Source organism: Providencia sp. PROV175 (assembly GCF_032707045.1).
Lineage (GTDB): Bacteria > Pseudomonadota > Gammaproteobacteria > Enterobacterales > Enterobacteriaceae > Providencia > Providencia hangzhouensis.
The window spans coordinates 2,841,834-2,859,007 of record NZ_CP120533.1 but is presented as its reverse complement, the minus strand read 5'-3'; the positions used below and the strand labels follow the sequence as shown (position 1 = coordinate 2,859,007).

The following is a 17,174-nucleotide window of genomic DNA, read 5'->3' as shown; positions in this document are numbered from 1 at the left end:
AGATATGTAATACCTACACTTGATTTCTCAACAATTAAAGACGCAAATCTAGCAAAAAGATTTGTAGTTATTTCTATTTCTTTAGAGAAAGCATGATGAATATGCAATCAAGAAAGTATGGTAGAACGTATCACTATCCGTTCTCCCCAGGTACGACGAGTGATGATCGCATCAATAGCGATTGGTGGTCGCACATCCAAAATATAGACAAACTGGTTCATACAGAAAAACTGGATGGTGAAAATAATTGTTTAAACCGTCACGGGGTTTTTGCTCGCTCTCATGGAGCACCAACCCAATCAGCATGGAGCCAGCAAATTCGCCAACGTTGGCAGCTGATTAAAGATGATTTAGGGGATATTGAACTATTCGGTGAGAATCTTTACGCAATACATTCCATTGAATATCAACATATTGAAGATTACTTCTATGTATTTGCGGTGAGGCAGGGGGAGTATTGGCTCAGTTGGGAAGAGGTGCAATTTTATGCAGCTCTATTTGATTTTCCAACCGTCCCTCAATTAGATTTATCACTCAGTAAACACATGAACAAGCAAGAATATGCAAGTTCATTAATTACTGCTGCATCATTAGATAGCCAATTTATTGCGTGTGATACTCATACAGGGAAAGCCTGTAGCATGGAAGGTATTGTGAGCCGCGATAGCCAAGGTTTTCATGTGGATGATTTTATGGCGCATGTTTTCAAATATGTGCGTAAAAACCATGTTAAAACGGATATCCACTGGAAGCGGCATTGGCAGAGAGCTAAGCTGGCCTTTGAATTACAAGGAGAACAGCCATGAGTTGGCAATTAACCCAATGTCGTGATTGGGCGCAGCTTGAAAAACAGTTCGATTTTGTGCGTGATATGCAATATGTGCCGCAAGACCGTTTGCACCATGCGGAAGGTAATGTGGCCATTCACACTCAAATGGTATTAGCGGCTTTGGAAGGTTTGCCTGAATATCAACAGCTTCCAGCTCTTAAACAACAAATCGTTTGGGCGGCAGCGTTGCTGCATGATGTTGAAAAACGCAGTACGACAAAAGAAGATGAAGAGGGGCGGATTCATTCGCCTGGACATGCTAAAAAAGGTGAGTTATCTGTACGGAATATATTATTTGGACAAATAGAAACACCTTTTGCTATTCGTGAACAGATTGCGGCTTTAGTTCGATTTCATGGCCTACCGCTTTGGTTAATGGAAAAGCCAGATCCTGAACGTACCTTATTTGCGGCGTCATTGCGTGTTGAAATGCCTTTATTGTGCATGTTAGCGAAAGCCGATGCGATAGGGCGTACATGTGAAGATAAAGCGGAATTATTAGTTAGAATCGAGCTATTTGAATTATTTTGTCGTGAGCAGGGCTGTTGGGACAAACCTAAATCATTCGCTTCACCAGCTGGGCGCTTCCATTATTTTCATCATCAAAAGGGCACTACGGATTACCAACCTTTTGAAGAGATAGGGAGCGAAGTGATTATGCTATGTGGTTTGCCGGGGATGGGAAAAGACCATTTTATCAAACAGTTTTACCCACAAACGGCAGTCGTGTGTTTAGATGATATTCGCCGAGAACATAAAATCAACCCAGCAGATAAAAATGCACAAGGGTGGGTGGCTCAGCAAGCTAAAGAGCAAGCAAAACGATTGTTACGCACTAAAACGCATTTTATTTGGAATGCGACATCATTAAGTGCCTCTTTACGGGGAACCATGATCAGCTTATTTGAACGTTATCAAGCCAAAATCCATTTAGTTTACTTGGAAGTGCCATTTAAACAGTGGCGGCAACAAAATCAACAACGTAAGTATGCAGTGCCGGAGCAAGTTATGGAAAAAATGGCAGGGAAGTTGGAGTTGCCAACGCCAGATGAGGCACATCAAGTTTCCTATTATATTGATGGCAATTTTGAACCATTATTTGCAGAAAAATAAAATTAATCACCTGCCTCTAGATAAGAGGCAGGCCAAGATATTAGTTTTAAGGAACGTAGACATCGCCTTCAAACAGTTTTCTTGCAGTTCGAATAATTGAAGCTTGAAGCTCTTCCGGTGAGTTGCCTTGTTGGTTTAACGACACGTCAAATTTGCCACTTAAATGCTCAATAGCAATGTTTTTCATATCAACAGAGTGAACATATTGCTGGGTAATACTATTAGGAACAATAGTACTTGTGGCAATGGCAATAGCACCCGTCACGGCAAGAGCGCCATGGCATTTATGCGGCATAAAATAGCGGACATTAATGGTTCCACCGTGAATGGCGGGTGAAATCAATATGGGTTTAGGAATAACTTTTTTGCTCACATCACCAAGCCCCATCGCTGCCCCGGCTTTTATACGAATAGTTTCCAGCTTTTGCATAAATTCGGTATCGGATTCAAGTTGCTCCGCAGTTTCATAACCAGTTTTATTGAGCTGAGGAGCATCAATTAATACCACAGGCATTGCCATATCAATACAACTGACATCAATGCCTTCAATGGTATCAATAGCATGACCAGTAGGAAGCAATTTTCCTGTTTTTGTTCCACTCGCATTTAAAAATGTCAGGGCAACAGGCGCGGCATGGCCGGGTACATTAGCAATTTCGGTATCACCATCATAATCCACATGGCCATCAGGCGTTTGCACCGTAGAGTTGACGAAAGTGTTCGTATTGACATTACGGACCCTGACAGTGGTTGTTTTACCAGTAATAGGAACTAACCCCTTTTCAATCGCAAAGGAACCCACGGCACAAAGAATATTTCCGCAATTTGGTGCGGTATCAACAATACGTTCAGTAATAGAAACCTGAGCGAATAAATAATCAATATCAGCATCAGGATGAGTTGAAGAGCTAATAATAGCGACTTTGCTGGTTTGTGGGCTACCCCCACCAATACCATCAATTTGCAAAGCATGACCAGAACCCATAATAGCAAGGATCAGTTCATCCCGTTGTTGAGTGTCTTTAGGGAGAGAGTCCGCTAAAAGGAATACGCCTTTCGAGGTGCCGCCACGCATAAGTGTACAAGGAATTTTTTTCATCTGTTTACCCGTCATATTTCACGCTGTAGCTGTGTTGGCTGCACTCAGCCCCCCAAGTCACATACTGATGTATGCTCCTTGGGATACCTTCGTTTTGCCGCCTTGCTACAACGCGAACTATTTAGGGTAAACCCGCTAGATATATCTAGGAATACCTGTTAAGTATTACGCTGTAGCTGTGTTGGCTGCACTCAGCCCCCCAAGTCACATACTGATGTATGCTCCTTGGGATACCTTCGTTTTGCCGCCTTGCTACAACGCGAACTATTTAGGGTAAACCCGCTAGATATATCTAGGAATACCTGTTAAGTATTACGCTGTAGCTGTGTTGGCTGCACTCAGCCCCCCAAGTCACATACTGATGTATGCTCCTTGGGATACCTTCGTTTTGCCGCCTTGCTACAACGCGAACTATTTAGGGTAAACCCGCTAGATATATCTAGGAATACCTGTTAAGTATTACGCTGTAGCTGTGTTGGCTGCACTCAGCCCCCCAAGTCACATACTGATGTATGCTCTTGGGATACCTTCGTTTTGCCGCCTTGCTACAACGCGAACTATTTAGGGTAAACCCGCTAGATATATCTAGGAATACCTGTTAAGTATTACGCTGTAGCTGTGTTGGCTGCACTCAGCCCCCCAAGTCACATACTGATGTATGCTCCTTGGGATACCTTCGTTTTGCCGCCTTGCTACAACGCGAACTATTTAGGATAAACTGGCTTAATATTATTAAGTAACCCTATGAATTCGATTAGGTTAAACCCGTCAAGTATTATTACGGTAAACCTAACTCATATTATTAGGGTAAACTTAAGTCTGAGTTAAGGTTGCTCCAATAAAGTTCACGTTATAGCGCCAAGACTGCAAATAACTCTGGAACAGCGAGAAATTAATAATTTTGTTGTTAAATAGGGCACAATCATGATTGTGCCCGTCGTGTCGGTTTATTGACGAAGAATTAAATTAATCCAGTACTAATTAAAATTTCCCACCAACCTAAACCGATAGTCATGTGAACGAATAAACTAATGAAGGCCACTAACCCGCCGATGATCCACCAAGAACGGATATCGTTATAACCTGCACCGAATACGATAGGTGCTGCTGCACCGCCATAGTGCGTTACGCTTCCGCCATAAGCATTCGAGAACAGTAAGCCCAGAGCGAGCAACATCGGAGGTGCCCCTGCAACCATACCTACAGTGGCAAATACCGGCACCATGGCTGCAACGTAGGCACCACCAGAGGCGAATAAGTAGCGAATGGCAACACTGATGAACATGATGACAAAGAACGCCAGCATCGCTTGGTCACCGAAAGAAAGGTATTGGCTCATGGTATCTGCGAGCCACTTGAAGAAGCCTGCTTTTGTGAGTACGCCTGACATACTGATAATACCACCGTACCAAATCAGGGTATTCCAGCCGCCTTTATTCTTCAGTACGTCATCCCAAGTTACAACACCGAGGATCAGGGTTAATGCCATGACCGCAATCGCGACGCTAGACGCGCTAACACCGATAAGGTCAGAGAAAATCCAGCCGCACAGCGCGATAACAAAGACAATCCCCAGCAATTTTTCACGCATAGTCATTGGGCCTAAATCTTCAAGACCTTTAGCTGCGATCTCTTTGTTATTCACCTTTTTCAACTCAGGCGGATACAGTTTGTAGATCATTAACGGCGTCAAAATCAGCATGATTAAACCCGGTACAGAGGCGGCAAGTGCCCATCCGCCCCAACTTAAATGGATGCCCATAATGTCACTCATCATGGCAAGGGCGAGTGCATTCGGCGCCATTGCAGTTAAGAACATATAGCTGGTGGTTTTGGTCACCATATAGACGTTGACGAGGAGGTAGTGGCCTGCTTTACGTGGGCTTTTTTCTGGATCAGATCCTAAAGCAACGGCCACACTATTGATGATTGGGAAAACAATTCCCCCAGCACGCGCGGTATTCGATGGGGTTGCAGGCGCGATAATTAAATCAAGGATTGCGGTCACATAACCGAGCCCTAATGTTGTACCGCCTAACTTGCCAATCAAAATATAAGAAAGACGTTTACCTAAACCAGTAATAACAAAGGCAGCACTCAGAGTAAATGCAGCAAATACAAGCCATGTCGTACCGGATGCATATCCGCTTAAAACTTCACTTGCTTTGACATCTTTAGTCCCTGTTACCCCAATAATTACCGCACTCGCAGCAATAGTGGCTAATAGAATAACAGGCTCTGAATAGGGTTTAAGTACCAATCCAACAATAGCGGCAAGGTAAAGACCAAATAGCAACCATGCAATATGTGGTAGCCCCGCAGGTGTTGGTATTAAAGCAATAATAATTGGAATGGCTATTAAAACTAATAGCTTCCATATTTTTTCTTTTTGCATAAGCCAATTTCCTTGATTAAATCAATATTAAATTTATTTAATATTAAATTGAATGAACTTTAATATTAGGAATTTGTTAAAGTGACAATGTTTTTAATATGGCTGTATCTTGAATGAATATAATGAATCTTATTTTCATTACTCATTCACTCTAAGGTATATAATTTATTTAAATAATTAATTGGTTTTTATTTGGTTAATTCGTTTTAATTTTTTAAATTATCCCTGTGTTAATTAATATTAAAATAGTTACTTTATGTTAATTAAAGACTGGTTGGGTAATCGGGCAAAAAACCAAGTCAAAATTAATAAATCCGCACTTCCTCCTGGACTCATGTTTAGTTGAATACATTCACTGTCGAATTGTTTAACCTTAACTAAATCATCATCGGTATTAATACCTGAGATTAATAGCTGTTTTGCGCGTTGCTTTACCCATGTTAATCCTTTGACGCCACCGCGATTGACAATGTTTGTATCGTCATTCAGGCTCATGAGGAGAATTAAAGTATCAAGTAGGGCGATATCCGCGAGTTTGCCCTTGGTGAGTTGCTGCAAATAATAGGGAAGTGAATGTTTGATTACTAACGAATAACCGCCTTCCGCTTCACCTCTTGCGCCTGTTAACCCATGTTCCTGATATAAGCGGCGGCCTGCGGTAGGGTTTTCGGTTTTTTGTTTAAGTTCATTGGTAATTCCCTTACACATACTGGCAACCAACAAGCTCACACTTTCAGGTGAAACAAATTGTTGTTGTGCAATCAAACGGCCTATTACGGTTAAAACTAAACCCAAGGAAAAGATACTGCCTTTATGGGTATTAACCCCTTTAGTCGCACGGAACATCGACTTTTCGCAATCTATGCCGATAGGGCGAATGAGGGGTAATAGTTGTTCGATAGGACAATCTTTATATTGAGCACCTGCCTGTAAAAACCGAGGAAAATGTATTGCGATGGCATTGGCACTTAAATGAAAGTCAGTAAGGGCCATATCTTTATGGGCACCAGTATTGTGTCTGTCGACTAACCCAGGCTTAGGAGTCAAATTCACTTCGGCTAACATCGCATGCCATGCTAATTGGCTGTAATAGCTAGCTAATTTCTCATTTATATGGCTGAGCTGTTTAGTAGGTTGCATTCGCTAGCGCCTCAATACGATTAAGTATCTCAACCAATGAATGTGTTCGCTGACGAGCACAAATTTTCGCTTCATTTTCACAAAGTAAGCACTGCCTTGGTGGTAAATTTAACTGGGAGCGCGAATATTGCTGCCCATTCGCATCAAATACATCAAAATCCCATAATCGACCAGCAGGAGACGACTCTTCTAGGTAAATTAACGCTTTTTTAATCTCGATAGCATCGCCATCAACAGCGACCAAACATTCTGGTCCAGTTTTTAACGCCCACGATTGTTGTGATAAAAACACCCACTGCCCGCATGAAGCAATTTGCTTAAGCGCATTTAGGCCCTGATTAAACACATGTCTAACAAGAGAGTTGTCTTTGACAGCTCCAGGAAAAACGACAGTAAATGAAATCAAGGTTACCTGATGGAGACCAATCCATGCTTGTTGACGAGCCAGACGGGCATCTCGGCTATCCAACAGTTCAGGTAAAGAAATTTCAAATTGCTCTTGAGTATCAGGCAGTGGGCAAAACATAGTTTACTCCTTCACTTGATGAACAACATCAATGACTGAGCCATCACGATAACGCACAACAGCAACGACTTTATCTGTAAATTCAATTGGGTTAGGCGTTCCAGTGAGTAATTGTGCTCGTTCTCTTAACCAGCTCATTGAAACGGTTTTGATACCTTGGTTTTCAAGTTGCTGTTTTAATTCAGGACGAGCAGGGTTAACGGTGATCCCATGGTCAGTGACCAAAATATCTACACTTGACCCCGGCGTTACACAAGTGATCACCTCGTCCACTAAAGTTGGAATGCGTCCACGCACCAGAGGAGCAACAATGATAGACAGTTTAGAGGCAACGGCAGTATCGCTATGGCCACCAGAAGCACCACGAATAACCCCATCAGAACCCGTTAACACATTGACATTAAAGCGTGTATCGATTTCTAGCGCACTCAGCACAACCACATCAAGCATATCAACAGAGGCACCTTTTGAGTCAAAGCACGCATATTGATTTGCACTGATTTCAATGTGATTTGGGTTGCGAGCGAGCGACTCAGCCGCTGCTTTATCGAAGCTTTGAACGTCTAATAATTTGCGAATTAAGCCTTTTTCATGCAAGTCGACAATGGTTGATGTAATGCCACCTAAAGCAAATCCCGCAGTAATATTATGGCGTCTCATTTTATCTTCAAGGAAACGAGTCACGGCAAGAGAAGCACCACCCGTGCCGGTTTGTAGTGAAAAACCCTCTTTGAAGTAGCCCGACTTTTCGATCACATCAGCGGCAGTACGTGCGATCAGAAGTTCACGAGGGTTCGATGTCATACGAGTTGCATCTGCCCCGATTTTATCCGCATCACCCACGCGTTTAACTTTGACGATATAATCGACTTCATCTTGTTTAATACTGGATGGGTTATGGGGGTAATCGAGTATCTCTTCCGTTAACATCACCACTTTTTTCGCAGTTTCAGCGTCAATTTTGGCATAACCTAAAGAGCCACAGCAAGCCGTTCCGGTATATCCGTTTGCATTACCGTATTCATCACATGATGGCACGCCAATAAATGCCACATCAATAACTAGTTCACCGCTATGAATTAGATTGGCTCTTCCACCATGTGAATGGATTTGTACGGGTTCTTCTAACTCACCACGTGAAATGGCTTCAGCGAGCGGGCCTCGGATACCAGAGGTATAAATTTTACGAATAACCCCATGACGAATATGTTCAACAAGTGGTGAATGGCAAGCACTTAATGAACTGGATGCAAGTGTTAAGTTGCGAAAGCCCATCTCTGCAATGACTTGCATCACCATATTGACCGTAAGGTCTCCACCACGAAAGGCGTGATGGAAAGAAATGGTCATACCGTCTTTAAGACCAGAACGGCGAATAGCGACTTGCAAGTCATCACACAATTTGCGATTTCTCGGCTTTTGTACCTGCTGTTGTACTTTACTAATATCTTTAAATTCACGTAGTACATCGTCAGTATTTGGTTGTAAGTAGGCTGATACGCGAGCCTGGCGCTGAGTATTATTTGTCATTTTTATTGCCTCACTCTTCCCGAATTCCTGATAATGCTGCTCGTGATAATACGAGGCGAGCTCTGTCAATAACTGGGCCATCGACCATTTTTCCGTTCAATGAAACCACACCTTTACCTTCAAGGGCTGCGGCATCAGCGGCTTCAACAACACGCTGTGCATGGTCGACTTCTTTTTGAGTTGGTGCATATAAATTATGAAGTAACTCAATTTGTCTTGGGTTAATTAATGATTTGCCATCAAAGCCGAGCTGTTTAATGTGAGCGGCTTCGCGTAGGAAACCTTCTTCATTATTCGCATCAGAATAAACGGTATCAAACGCTTGAATACCTGCTGAACGAGCGGCTTGTAAAATAGCGCACCGAGCATAGAGGAGTTCTACGCCGTCTGGAGACCGCTCGGTGCGCAAATTGCGGACATAGTCCTCGGCACCTAATGCGATGCCTATAAGTCTTGGTGATGAATGAGCAATATTCACAGCTTGAGTGATGCCCATTGGTGATTCAATAGCGGCTAGCAAACCTGTGCTGCCTTCTTCGCGGCCACAGTTTTTTTCTATACGCAAGATTTCACTTTCAATATCAATAACATCTTGTGCCGTATCCGTTTTAGGAAGGCGGATTATATCCGCACCACCGCGAACAACGGCTTCAAGGTCAGCAACACCAAAAGCGGAATCTAATGCATTGACCCGTACAATGGTTTCAATATCTTGATAAAGCGGGTGCTGCAATGCATGGTAAACCAAGCGACGAGCCGTATCTTTTTCGCGCAAAGTGACGGAGTCCTCAAGGTCGAACATTAAAGCATCCGCTTTATAAATAAAGGAATTGCTCAACATAGCTGCATTGGAGCCGGGAACAAACAGCATACTTCTGCGTGTGCGTGATTTTTGTTCTGGAGTCATTACTTGTCCTCCCAAGGCAGATAGTCGATATCACAAGCGCGAGCTAATAAGGCTTCTAAGCGGGCTTTGAGTACGCATTCTAGTGCACCTTTATCATCTACAATGATTTGTGCCCCTTGAATATCATGTTGCTGGATAACTTCTTGTACGATTTTTGCGATAGCATCCCCAAACTGTTTTTCAACACTACTGGTAATTTGTATTGAGACCTCTTGAGTGTCTTCTAGTGGCTCTATGCGAACCATGACATCACTTGATTCAAGTGTGCCAGCTACTGCTGCGTGCTTTATCTTCATATTTCACCTATGGCTAATTCAGAACTTTCGGTGTGGCTTTGAGCAGATGCGACTTGATTGGCGACCATCTCTTGTAAATATTGATAGGTTGCCTCAGGCACAATCGGCTTAATCGCCGCAAGATCTTTTTTAGCGAGCAATCGTCTAACTTGTGAGGCAGAAACAGCCGTTCCATTGATGATTGTTCGCGGAAATTCAATGAGTTCTATAGGTGGAAAATTCATAGCATCGGTTTTTAACCAAAAGCGCATGTCTTGGTTATATTGGTTGGTGACTTGGCAAAAAGGTTCCGAGCCTACGAATCGATGGGTTATCCCTAAAGCAGGGGCAATATATTGACGAAAAATCTTAATATCGATTTCGGTATAACAGTTATTAGCAACTGTTTTATCTTTAATAAAGTAACAAGGAAAAGTCGCTCGAGAAATAATATATTCCGAACCTTTATGAATAGTAAGATTTTCTATTCCTTTGGTTCCTGCTTCAATTAAATTTAATCTAACTTTATAAGGAAAACGTGAGGTATCTTCTTTGACAACGAATAGATGTAGCCAATCACAGGCCTTCGCAGCTTGCTCGATTAAATAGCGATGGCCAAGGGTGAAGGGATTGGCATTCATGACGATTGCACCAATCTTTTTGCCTTCTTTACGTTGTGCTTTTAAACTTTCGATATAACGCTTTAGATAACAACAACTGTTCTCCATCAACACCATAATATCAGGAACGGTGGCAATGGTATGAAAACCACATTGTTGAAATAAGCTTTCATTTTGGAATTTGGTATAAATAAATAAATGCGTTGTATTATTTTCGTAAGCAAGATTAACCAGTTCTGTTGCTAATTTTAATGCAAGCCCTTCACCTCGAGCATCATCACTGATAGCAACGCATTTAATAACGTTTTTTGCTAAACCACCACACGCAATTAATTTTTCATTGCGAGAAATCGTAATAAAAACGTCAATGCTTGAATCAAGTTCTAAGTCGTTTTCCTTTAAAAACTGAGTTATTTCAGCAAGTTTCCTGTTCTCATGACGTTTTACTTGGTTAAACGTTATGTTTTCGAACATAATAGTATCCTGCATCTCATTTAGAGATGTTTTTAAAATGTTGCTAATGTTAAAGTTAATTAAATAAATATTTTTGGTTATTCTTATAAAAGTAAATATAAATTCTTATTTAATTATCCTCTCTGATATTTATATTAAAGATACTGTATTTAATATATTTGACCTATTTCATGTTTCTTAAATGAGATTGTATTTGTTTAATGGTTTTAAAGTTTTTAATTATTGGATATGTTTTTTATTGCTTGGTTTTAATGTGTTTAATTATTAATATGTGTATTATACCTTTGGCTTGAATCCGATTTATCGGTTATCCTACCATTTCTGAGTTAACAAAATTTTTACTTTTCAGCCAGTAACGAGATATAACATGAAAAAAGAATATACGTTCTCCTCATTGAAAAAAGTAAATTCAGTTTCATTTTCAGTACGAGTATTTTTTCTGTTATTAATAGTTTCTGTTTTTTTAACTCTCGGGTTGGGGAAATATTTTACGGACACAGCTGAAAATCGATTGATTGCGAACATTCAATCGTTAGCAATGAGCCAAGCAAAGCTGATTGCTTCTATTGATGGTGTGGTGCAATCAGTAAAGAATAGAGATATTCCGAGACTGAAGGTTATTGCTGACAAACTAAACCAAGATTCCAACTATGATTATGTAGTTATCGGTGATGAAAAATCAATTCGGTTATATCACCCAAATAGCCAAAAAATTGGTTTTGAAATGCAGTGGAACAAACCAGGAGCCTTAGAGAAAGGGGAAAGCTATTTTATCAATGGCGAAGGTTCAATGGGGAATGCTGTTAGAGCAAAAACCCCCATTTTTGATGAGCAAGGTAAAGTGATCGGTGTTGTTTCTATTGGCTATCTATCCAACAAAATAGAAACATCACTCAGTGAGTTATTTGTACAAACAGGAGCCACTTTTTTAGGGATACTGATTATATTGCTCTTCTTATCATGGGCATTTTCACGTTTAATTCAAAAACAAATGTTGGGTATGGAACCTGAGGAAATAACCCAATTAGTCTTAGTACAAAAAGGGATATTTGAAGCTGTTTTTGAAGGTGTTATCGCAGTGAATATACAAGGGCAGATTATTAATATTAACTCTAATGCCCGGAAAATGTTATCTCTAAGCAAGCCGCTAGGGCAGTTAACAGGGACTTTTGTGTCGGAGCATATCTCGCCAGCCGACTTTTTTATTACCGATATTGAAACGACTAAGCATGATGTGATTTGCGAATTTAATGGCCTAAACGTGATTGCAAACCGGGTGGCCATTCGTGATGGGGAACATCTTGTGGGGGCGGTTATTAGCTTTCGTAGCCAAAATGATATTGAATCGCTAAACTCTCAGTTGACTCAAGTTCGCCAATATATAGAAAGTTTACGTACGTTACGGCACGAGCACCTTAATTGGATGTCAACATTAAGCGGTTTATTGCAAATGAAAGAATATGACCAAGCGTTGGCGCTAATTAAAGGGGAGTCAGAATCTCAGCAACAATTAATTGATACACTCCGTGGGCAGTTTTTTGATAAGCAAGTTGCTGGTTTATTATTTGGTAAACACCACCGAGCCAAAGAATTAGGCTTACAATTAAAATTTACTGCGGGTAGTCAGTTACATGAATTACCTGATTCATTAAATAGTACTGAATTTTGTGCCATTTTGGGTAATCTACTCGATAATGCGTTTGAAGCAAGTTTGAAAAATAATCAGGGTAATAAGCAAGTTGAGTTATACCTTTCAGATGAAGGAAAGGAGATTGTCATTGAAGTCGCTGATCAGGGATGTGGTTTTCCGTCAGAAATTCAAGACAAATGGTTTGAGCGTGGTGTCACAACGAAAACAGATATAGCAGATAGCCATGGTATCGGGTTATATCTCGTTGCATCTTATGTTAAACGCTGTAATGGTGCAGTGATTATTGAAGAAAATCAACCGCATGGTACAGTATTTTCAATTTTTATTCCGAAAGTGAAGATATAAAATGATCAAGATAAAAATCCTCATAGTGGAAGATGAGTTGCTGCTTGCCGAAATGCACAGCGAATATATAAAAGCCTATCCTGCATGTGACAAAGTTTGGCTTGCAGGTAATCTTGCGGAAGCGAGAAAAATGATTGAATACATGAAGCCAGATCTTATCTTGTTAGACAACTATTTACCTGATGGAAAAGGCATTGACCTAGTTCATGAGTTAATACAAGAAAGAAATAATGCAGATATTGTATTTACGACGGCCGCAAGTGATATGGACACAGTCTCTGAAGCTATTCGTTTAGGCGTTTTTGACTATTTAGTGAAGCCAATTGCTTATGAACGTTTAGGCCAAACATTGGATAGGTATATTCAACGTAAATCTGTTGTACAAGAAAATAGCAAAACCAATCAAAGTAAAATTGACGATATGTTTAATACCTATGCGAGAGGGGAATCAAAGGAAGAACTTCCAACAGGTATTGATATCATTACACTTGAAAAAATACTTGCGTTATTTACTGAACCTGATGTGCAATATACGGCAGAAAGTATTGCTGAAACCATCAAACTTAGTCGTACTACAGCAAGACGTTATTTGGAGTATTGTTTAGCGAAAGATAAAATTGAAGCTGAAATTGAGTATGGCAAAGTTGGCCGACCGCAACGGATTTACCGTGCCAAGTTGTGAGTGTTTGAATTAATAGTATATATAGATAGAAGTTCTGCATTGGTTATAAACAATGCAGATTTTCTTTATCTTACTTATATCAGTGGCACAGCAGTAAGTTGAAAAAATAGAGTTTATTGTTGCTGGTTTTTTAAAATTAACACTTTCTTTTCAGCCCGCTCATTGCCTTTAGCGGCTGCGAGTTGATACCAGCGTAGGGCTTTTTTATCATCGGCTTCAACACCCATACCATATTGGTAGCAAGCTCCTGCTGCATATTGCGCATCGGCACTATTTTGCTGAGCGGCTTTGATAAACCAGTGACAGGCTTTTGCTTGATCAGCTTTGATACCATCACCGCGCGCATAGATAAGCGCAACATTAAATTGAGCTGAAGCTTCACCTTGTTCAGCTGCTAGGGTTAGCCACTTTATAGCTGATTGGATATCTTTTTTGGTACCTTGTCCAGTTAAGTACAACATACCTAAACTGTTTTGGGCGGGGGAAAAACCTAATTCTGCGGCACGGGTAAAGTATTGAAACGCGAGAGGGTAGTTTACCTTATCATACATACCTACTGCTGCTTGGTAGCCTAATAAATACAGCGCTTGTGGATGGTTTTCTTCAGCAAGAGCAAGATATATTTTTTGGGCTTTTTGCGGGTCTTTTGTGATAGCTTTTCCCTCTTCATACCAATAGGCGAGGGTGAGCATCGCAGGTTGAAAATGCTGTTCAGCCGCTTTTTTTAGCCACCGTTCAGCTTCTTCTGGGTTTTTCTCTAATAAATCATTGATGCCATACAAGGTATATTCGGCCATATTCATCTGGCCAATAGGGTCACCACTTTCGGCTGCTATTTTCATCCAATGCAGCATTTGTTTTTCATCTAGCTCTACCCCAGTTCCTTGCTGGTACATCAGGCCAAGGTTAATTTGTGCTTTTGTAAAGCCTTGATTGGCAGAAAGAAGGTACCAGTGTAAAGCTTGGTCAAACTGTTGATGAGACTGATAAAACATTCCTAAGTTAAATTGCGCTTCGGCTTGGCCTTGTTCCGCAAGTGCAATTAGCGTTTTTTCATTTATTAGTGGCGTTGTTTCTTCTGCAAAAGCAGGGAGGAAAAATACGTTAATAAAGACAAAACACAATAAAAATATTTTTTTCACATGACATCCTTTGGACTAAGCTCTTAATGGCTACGTTATCTTGTTAGATAAGTTCCTGCAATGATATGAAAGATATTTTATATTAATTCTACTAAATCAGATGGTTAATTGTTGCTATTAGCGCATAGAGCAAAAAATACATAAATAATTTAAAAAAAGATGAACTTTTTTCAGTGATACTGTGTCTTAGTAGTATCTATATACTGTTTGCTTGCGTAAACATTCATATATTTACCCTCATCATTCATTTCTTTACACGAAGTAATGTAATAATGCACCTACGTAGTGATAGTTTGAATTTAGCAAAAAGATCCTTGAGTAGAATGCATTATGCCCAGTTTTTAACTGGGCTTTTTTTTATCCAAAATTCCAGTTTGAATGTCTCTTTAGCTGCGACTCTCTAAATCCTTTCTTATCATAAAAGATCATAAAAGAAAAAAGTGTTCATTTGTTATGGATATTTTTAGTTTCCCATAACGTTTAAAGCAATAAATCATAGAGTTATAAACAGGGTGTTATAGTTTCACTATAGAATAATGTTCTTAACATTTAATAAACAAATGACTAATTAGTAATCGATAATAATTTGGTGATTTTGTAAAAAATTGAAGTAAATCACGATTAAATTCAATTCAAGCAGTAATTAATACTAGCTAATTCTTTAATTTTGGTGCATAAATAACGTATATGGCTTAATTGATTATTGGGTTCTGGGCGGGTTATCTGCCAATTAATGTTGAATAAATAATCAAATGTGCTTTAACTCATTGAATTTATGTTTGAGATCCATAAACAAGTCTACACACAGTATTGTTTGTTTTGAGGTCAGGGAATGATACTCCTCCTACCAAAAGTGAATCTTTTCAACTTTGAATTCTTGAGATCATAACAATGCGAGAGCGCATAGAGCGTTCCGTGGTTTTTTTGCATATGTACAGGTTGTACTAGAGGTAACTTGTGTCCACAACAAATAACAAAGAGGAAGTTAGTCTTAACGCGTTTAAGCAACCTCGCTCATTCTATCTTATTTTTTCTATCGAGCTCTGGGAACGTTTTGGTTACTACGGTCTTCAAGGGATCCTTCCAATATACCTAAGCCAAGTGCTGGGTATGTCAGAAACAGAATCAATTACACTTTTCTCAGCGTTTGCAGCATTAGTTTATGGCTTTGTTGCAGTTGGCGGTTGGTTAGGGGATAAAGTCCTTGGAACAAAACGTGTCATTGTCCTTGGAACAATCACTCTGATTGCAGGGTATGCATTTGTTGCTTTCTCAGGGCATGATGTATCGATGGTCTATGTTGGTTTAGCAACCATTGCAGTTGGTAATGGTTTATTTAAAGCGAATCCATCATCACTCTTATCGACCTGCTATGAAAAAGATGACCCACGGTTAGACGGCGCATTTACCATGTATTATATGTCCGTTAATATTGGTTCATTCTTCTCAATGATTGCAACACCATGGTTAGCAAAACATTATGGTTGGGATGTCGCGTTCTCTCTTAGTGTTGTGGGCCTGATTATCACATTGATTAACTTCTATATGTGTAAAAAATGGGTTTCTCAACATGGCTCAAAACCTGACTTTGCTCCTGTTGTTCTTTCAAGATTAGTTGCTACAGTAGCAGGGGTTATTGCATTAATCGCGATTTCTACATGGCTATTGCATAACCTCGGTATTGCTCGTACAGCATTAGCGATTATTTCTTTGGGTATTTTAGTTATCTTTATCAAAGAAACATTAGCACTGAAAGGTACGGCGCGTCGCCGCATGATTGTTGCATTGATTCTAATGCTTGAAGCGATTGTATTCTTTGTTCTTTATAGCCAAATGCCTACATCGCTAAACTTCTTTGCATTACATAACGTAGAGCATGAAGTTTTTGGTTTTTCTATTGAACCTGCACAATACCAAGCTCTGAACCCATTATGGATCATGATTGGAAGCCCAATTTTAGCTGCAATTTATAATAAAATGGGCGACAACTTACCGATGCCACATAAATTTGCTATTGGTATGTTGCTATGTTCCGCGGCATTCTTAGTTTTGCCATTAGGTGCGAAATTTGCAAATGAAGCTGGGATTGTTTCTGTTCAATGGCTAGTTATCTGCTATGGCTTCCAAAGTATTGGTGAGCTGATGATCTCAGGTCTTGGCCTTGCGATGGTAGCTCAGTTAGTTCCACAGCGTTTAATGGGCTTTATTATGGGCGCATGGTTCTTAACAAACTCAGCGGCCGCATTTATTGCAGGGTACGTTGCTTCAATGGCAGCAGCACCAGAAGGTGAACTTACCAGCAAAGTCGAATCTTTGGCTGTGTACAGTGACGTATTCTTGAAGATTGGTTTAGTGACTGGTGTGATTGCAATTTTGATGGTTTTAACCGCTCCGATGTTAAATCGTATGACTCTTGAGCGTTAATTTTCATCTTAAATCGCAGTAA

The 17,174-nt window shown here is 40.2% G+C and carries 14 protein-coding genes; 5 read left to right on the top strand and 9 right to left on the bottom strand.

Going from position 1 to position 17,174, the window contains the following annotated elements:
* The first annotated feature begins 95 nt into the window (after positions 1–95).
* Together P3L44_RS12970 and P3L44_RS12965 are read left to right on the top strand one after the other, a co-directional pair.
* Positions 96–806: an RNA ligase family protein gene (locus P3L44_RS12970; RefSeq protein ID WP_272661488.1), complete on the top strand. Its 711-nt coding sequence runs from the start codon at positions 96–98 to the stop codon at positions 804–806.
* Positions 803–1,942, top strand: a complete 1,140-nt coding sequence (locus tag P3L44_RS12965; RefSeq protein WP_140170680.1) for an AAA family ATPase — start codon at positions 803–805, stop codon at positions 1,940–1,942. The genes P3L44_RS12970 and P3L44_RS12965 overlap by 4 nt, the downstream gene beginning before the upstream one ends.
* A gap of 46 nt (positions 1,943–1,988) precedes the next feature.
* Here P3L44_RS12965 and P3L44_RS12960 read toward each other — a convergent pair whose 3' ends face one another.
* From P3L44_RS12960 to citC, 8 genes are all read right to left on the bottom strand, one after another.
* Positions 1,989–3,041, bottom strand: a complete 1,053-nt coding sequence (locus tag P3L44_RS12960; protein ID WP_140170679.1) for a 4-oxalomesaconate tautomerase — start codon at positions 3,039–3,041, stop codon at positions 1,989–1,991.
* Positions 3,042–4,002: 961 nt separating this feature from the next.
* Positions 4,003–5,436 (bottom strand): anion permease, encoded by a 1,434-nt coding sequence (locus tag P3L44_RS12955; RefSeq protein ID WP_125890862.1) that lies wholly within the window; start codon positions 5,434–5,436, stop codon positions 4,003–4,005.
* Positions 5,437–5,685: 249 nt separating this feature from the next.
* Positions 5,686–6,576: a triphosphoribosyl-dephospho-CoA synthase CitG gene (gene citG, locus P3L44_RS12950; protein ID WP_140170678.1), complete on the bottom strand. Its 891-nt coding sequence runs from the start codon at positions 6,574–6,576 to the stop codon at positions 5,686–5,688.
* The gene (gene citX / locus P3L44_RS12945) at positions 6,563–7,102 is read right to left on the bottom strand and encodes a citrate lyase holo-[acyl-carrier protein] synthase (RefSeq protein ID WP_140170677.1); all 540 of its coding nucleotides are present in this window, start codon (positions 7,100–7,102) and stop codon (positions 6,563–6,565) included. The genes citG and citX overlap by 14 nt, the downstream gene beginning before the upstream one ends.
* Before the next feature lie 3 nt (positions 7,103–7,105).
* Complete coding sequence (citF, locus tag P3L44_RS12940; protein WP_272661489.1) at positions 7,106–8,632, bottom strand: citrate lyase subunit alpha; 1,527 nt, start codon at positions 8,630–8,632, stop codon at positions 7,106–7,108.
* Positions 8,633–8,642: 10 nt separating this feature from the next.
* Positions 8,643–9,539 carry a citrate (pro-3S)-lyase subunit beta gene (gene citE, locus P3L44_RS12935; RefSeq protein ID WP_272661490.1) on the bottom strand — a complete coding sequence of 299 codons (897 nt, stop codon included), beginning with the start codon at positions 9,537–9,539 and terminating at the stop codon, positions 8,643–8,645.
* Positions 9,539–9,835, bottom strand: coding sequence for a citrate lyase acyl carrier protein (gene citD, locus P3L44_RS12930; RefSeq protein ID WP_004255457.1), 297 nt, complete (start codon positions 9,833–9,835; stop codon positions 9,539–9,541). The genes citE and citD overlap by 1 nt, the downstream gene beginning before the upstream one ends.
* The gene (gene citC / locus P3L44_RS12925) at positions 9,832–10,908 is read right to left on the bottom strand and encodes a [citrate (pro-3S)-lyase] ligase (RefSeq protein ID WP_272661491.1); all 1,077 of its coding nucleotides are present in this window, start codon (positions 10,906–10,908) and stop codon (positions 9,832–9,834) included. The genes citD and citC overlap by 4 nt, the downstream gene beginning before the upstream one ends.
* A gap of 367 nt (positions 10,909–11,275) precedes the next feature.
* On the opposite strand from citC, the gene dpiB reads away from it, so the two are divergent.
* A complete protein-coding gene (dpiB, locus tag P3L44_RS12920; protein WP_272661492.1) occupies positions 11,276–12,904 on the top strand; it encodes a sensor histidine kinase DpiB in 1,629 nt (542 codons plus the stop codon).
* A 1-nt stretch (position 12,905) separates the two neighbouring features.
* Positions 12,906–13,586, top strand: a complete 681-nt coding sequence (gene dpiA / locus P3L44_RS12915; protein ID WP_004263346.1) for a two-component response regulator DpiA — start codon at positions 12,906–12,908, stop codon at positions 13,584–13,586.
* Between the two features lie 113 nt (positions 13,587–13,699).
* Here the strand turns inward: dpiA and P3L44_RS12910 are convergent, their stop codons facing one another.
* Positions 13,700–14,728: a tetratricopeptide repeat protein gene (locus P3L44_RS12910; RefSeq protein ID WP_272661493.1), complete on the bottom strand. Its 1,029-nt coding sequence runs from the start codon at positions 14,726–14,728 to the stop codon at positions 13,700–13,702.
* Positions 14,729–15,685: 957 nt separating this feature from the next.
* Here P3L44_RS12910 and dtpA point away from each other — a divergent pair.
* The gene (dtpA, locus tag P3L44_RS12905; protein WP_200129145.1) at positions 15,686–17,152 is read left to right on the top strand and encodes a dipeptide/tripeptide permease DtpA; all 1,467 of its coding nucleotides are present in this window, start codon (positions 15,686–15,688) and stop codon (positions 17,150–17,152) included.
* Positions 17,153–17,174 lie beyond the last annotated feature (22 nt).

Coding starts and splice junctions, on each gene's coding strand:
- P3L44_RS12970 (WP_272661488.1), top strand. CDS start 96: ATGAATATGCAATCAAGAAAGTATGGTAGAACGTATCACTATCCGTTC.
- P3L44_RS12965 (WP_140170680.1), top strand. CDS start 803: ATGAGTTGGCAATTAACCCAATGTCGTGATTGGGCGCAGCTTGAAAAA.
- P3L44_RS12960 (WP_140170679.1), bottom strand. CDS start 3,041: ATGAAAAAAATTCCTTGTACACTTATGCGTGGCGGCACCTCGAAAGGC.
- P3L44_RS12955 (WP_125890862.1), bottom strand. CDS start 5,436: ATGCAAAAAGAAAAAATATGGAAGCTATTAGTTTTAATAGCCATTCCA.
- citG (WP_140170678.1), bottom strand. CDS start 6,576: ATGCAACCTACTAAACAGCTCAGCCATATAAATGAGAAATTAGCTAGC.
- citX (WP_140170677.1), bottom strand. CDS start 7,102: ATGTTTTGCCCACTGCCTGATACTCAAGAGCAATTTGAAATTTCTTTA.
- citF (WP_272661489.1), bottom strand. CDS start 8,632: ATGACAAATAATACTCAGCGCCAGGCTCGCGTATCAGCCTACTTACAA.
- citE (WP_272661490.1), bottom strand. CDS start 9,539: ATGACTCCAGAACAAAAATCACGCACACGCAGAAGTATGCTGTTTGTT.
- citD (WP_004255457.1), bottom strand. CDS start 9,835: ATGAAGATAAAGCACGCAGCAGTAGCTGGCACACTTGAATCAAGTGAT.
- citC (WP_272661491.1), bottom strand. CDS start 10,908: ATGTTCGAAAACATAACGTTTAACCAAGTAAAACGTCATGAGAACAGG.
- dpiB (WP_272661492.1), top strand. CDS start 11,276: ATGAAAAAAGAATATACGTTCTCCTCATTGAAAAAAGTAAATTCAGTT.
- dpiA (WP_004263346.1), top strand. CDS start 12,906: ATGATCAAGATAAAAATCCTCATAGTGGAAGATGAGTTGCTGCTTGCC.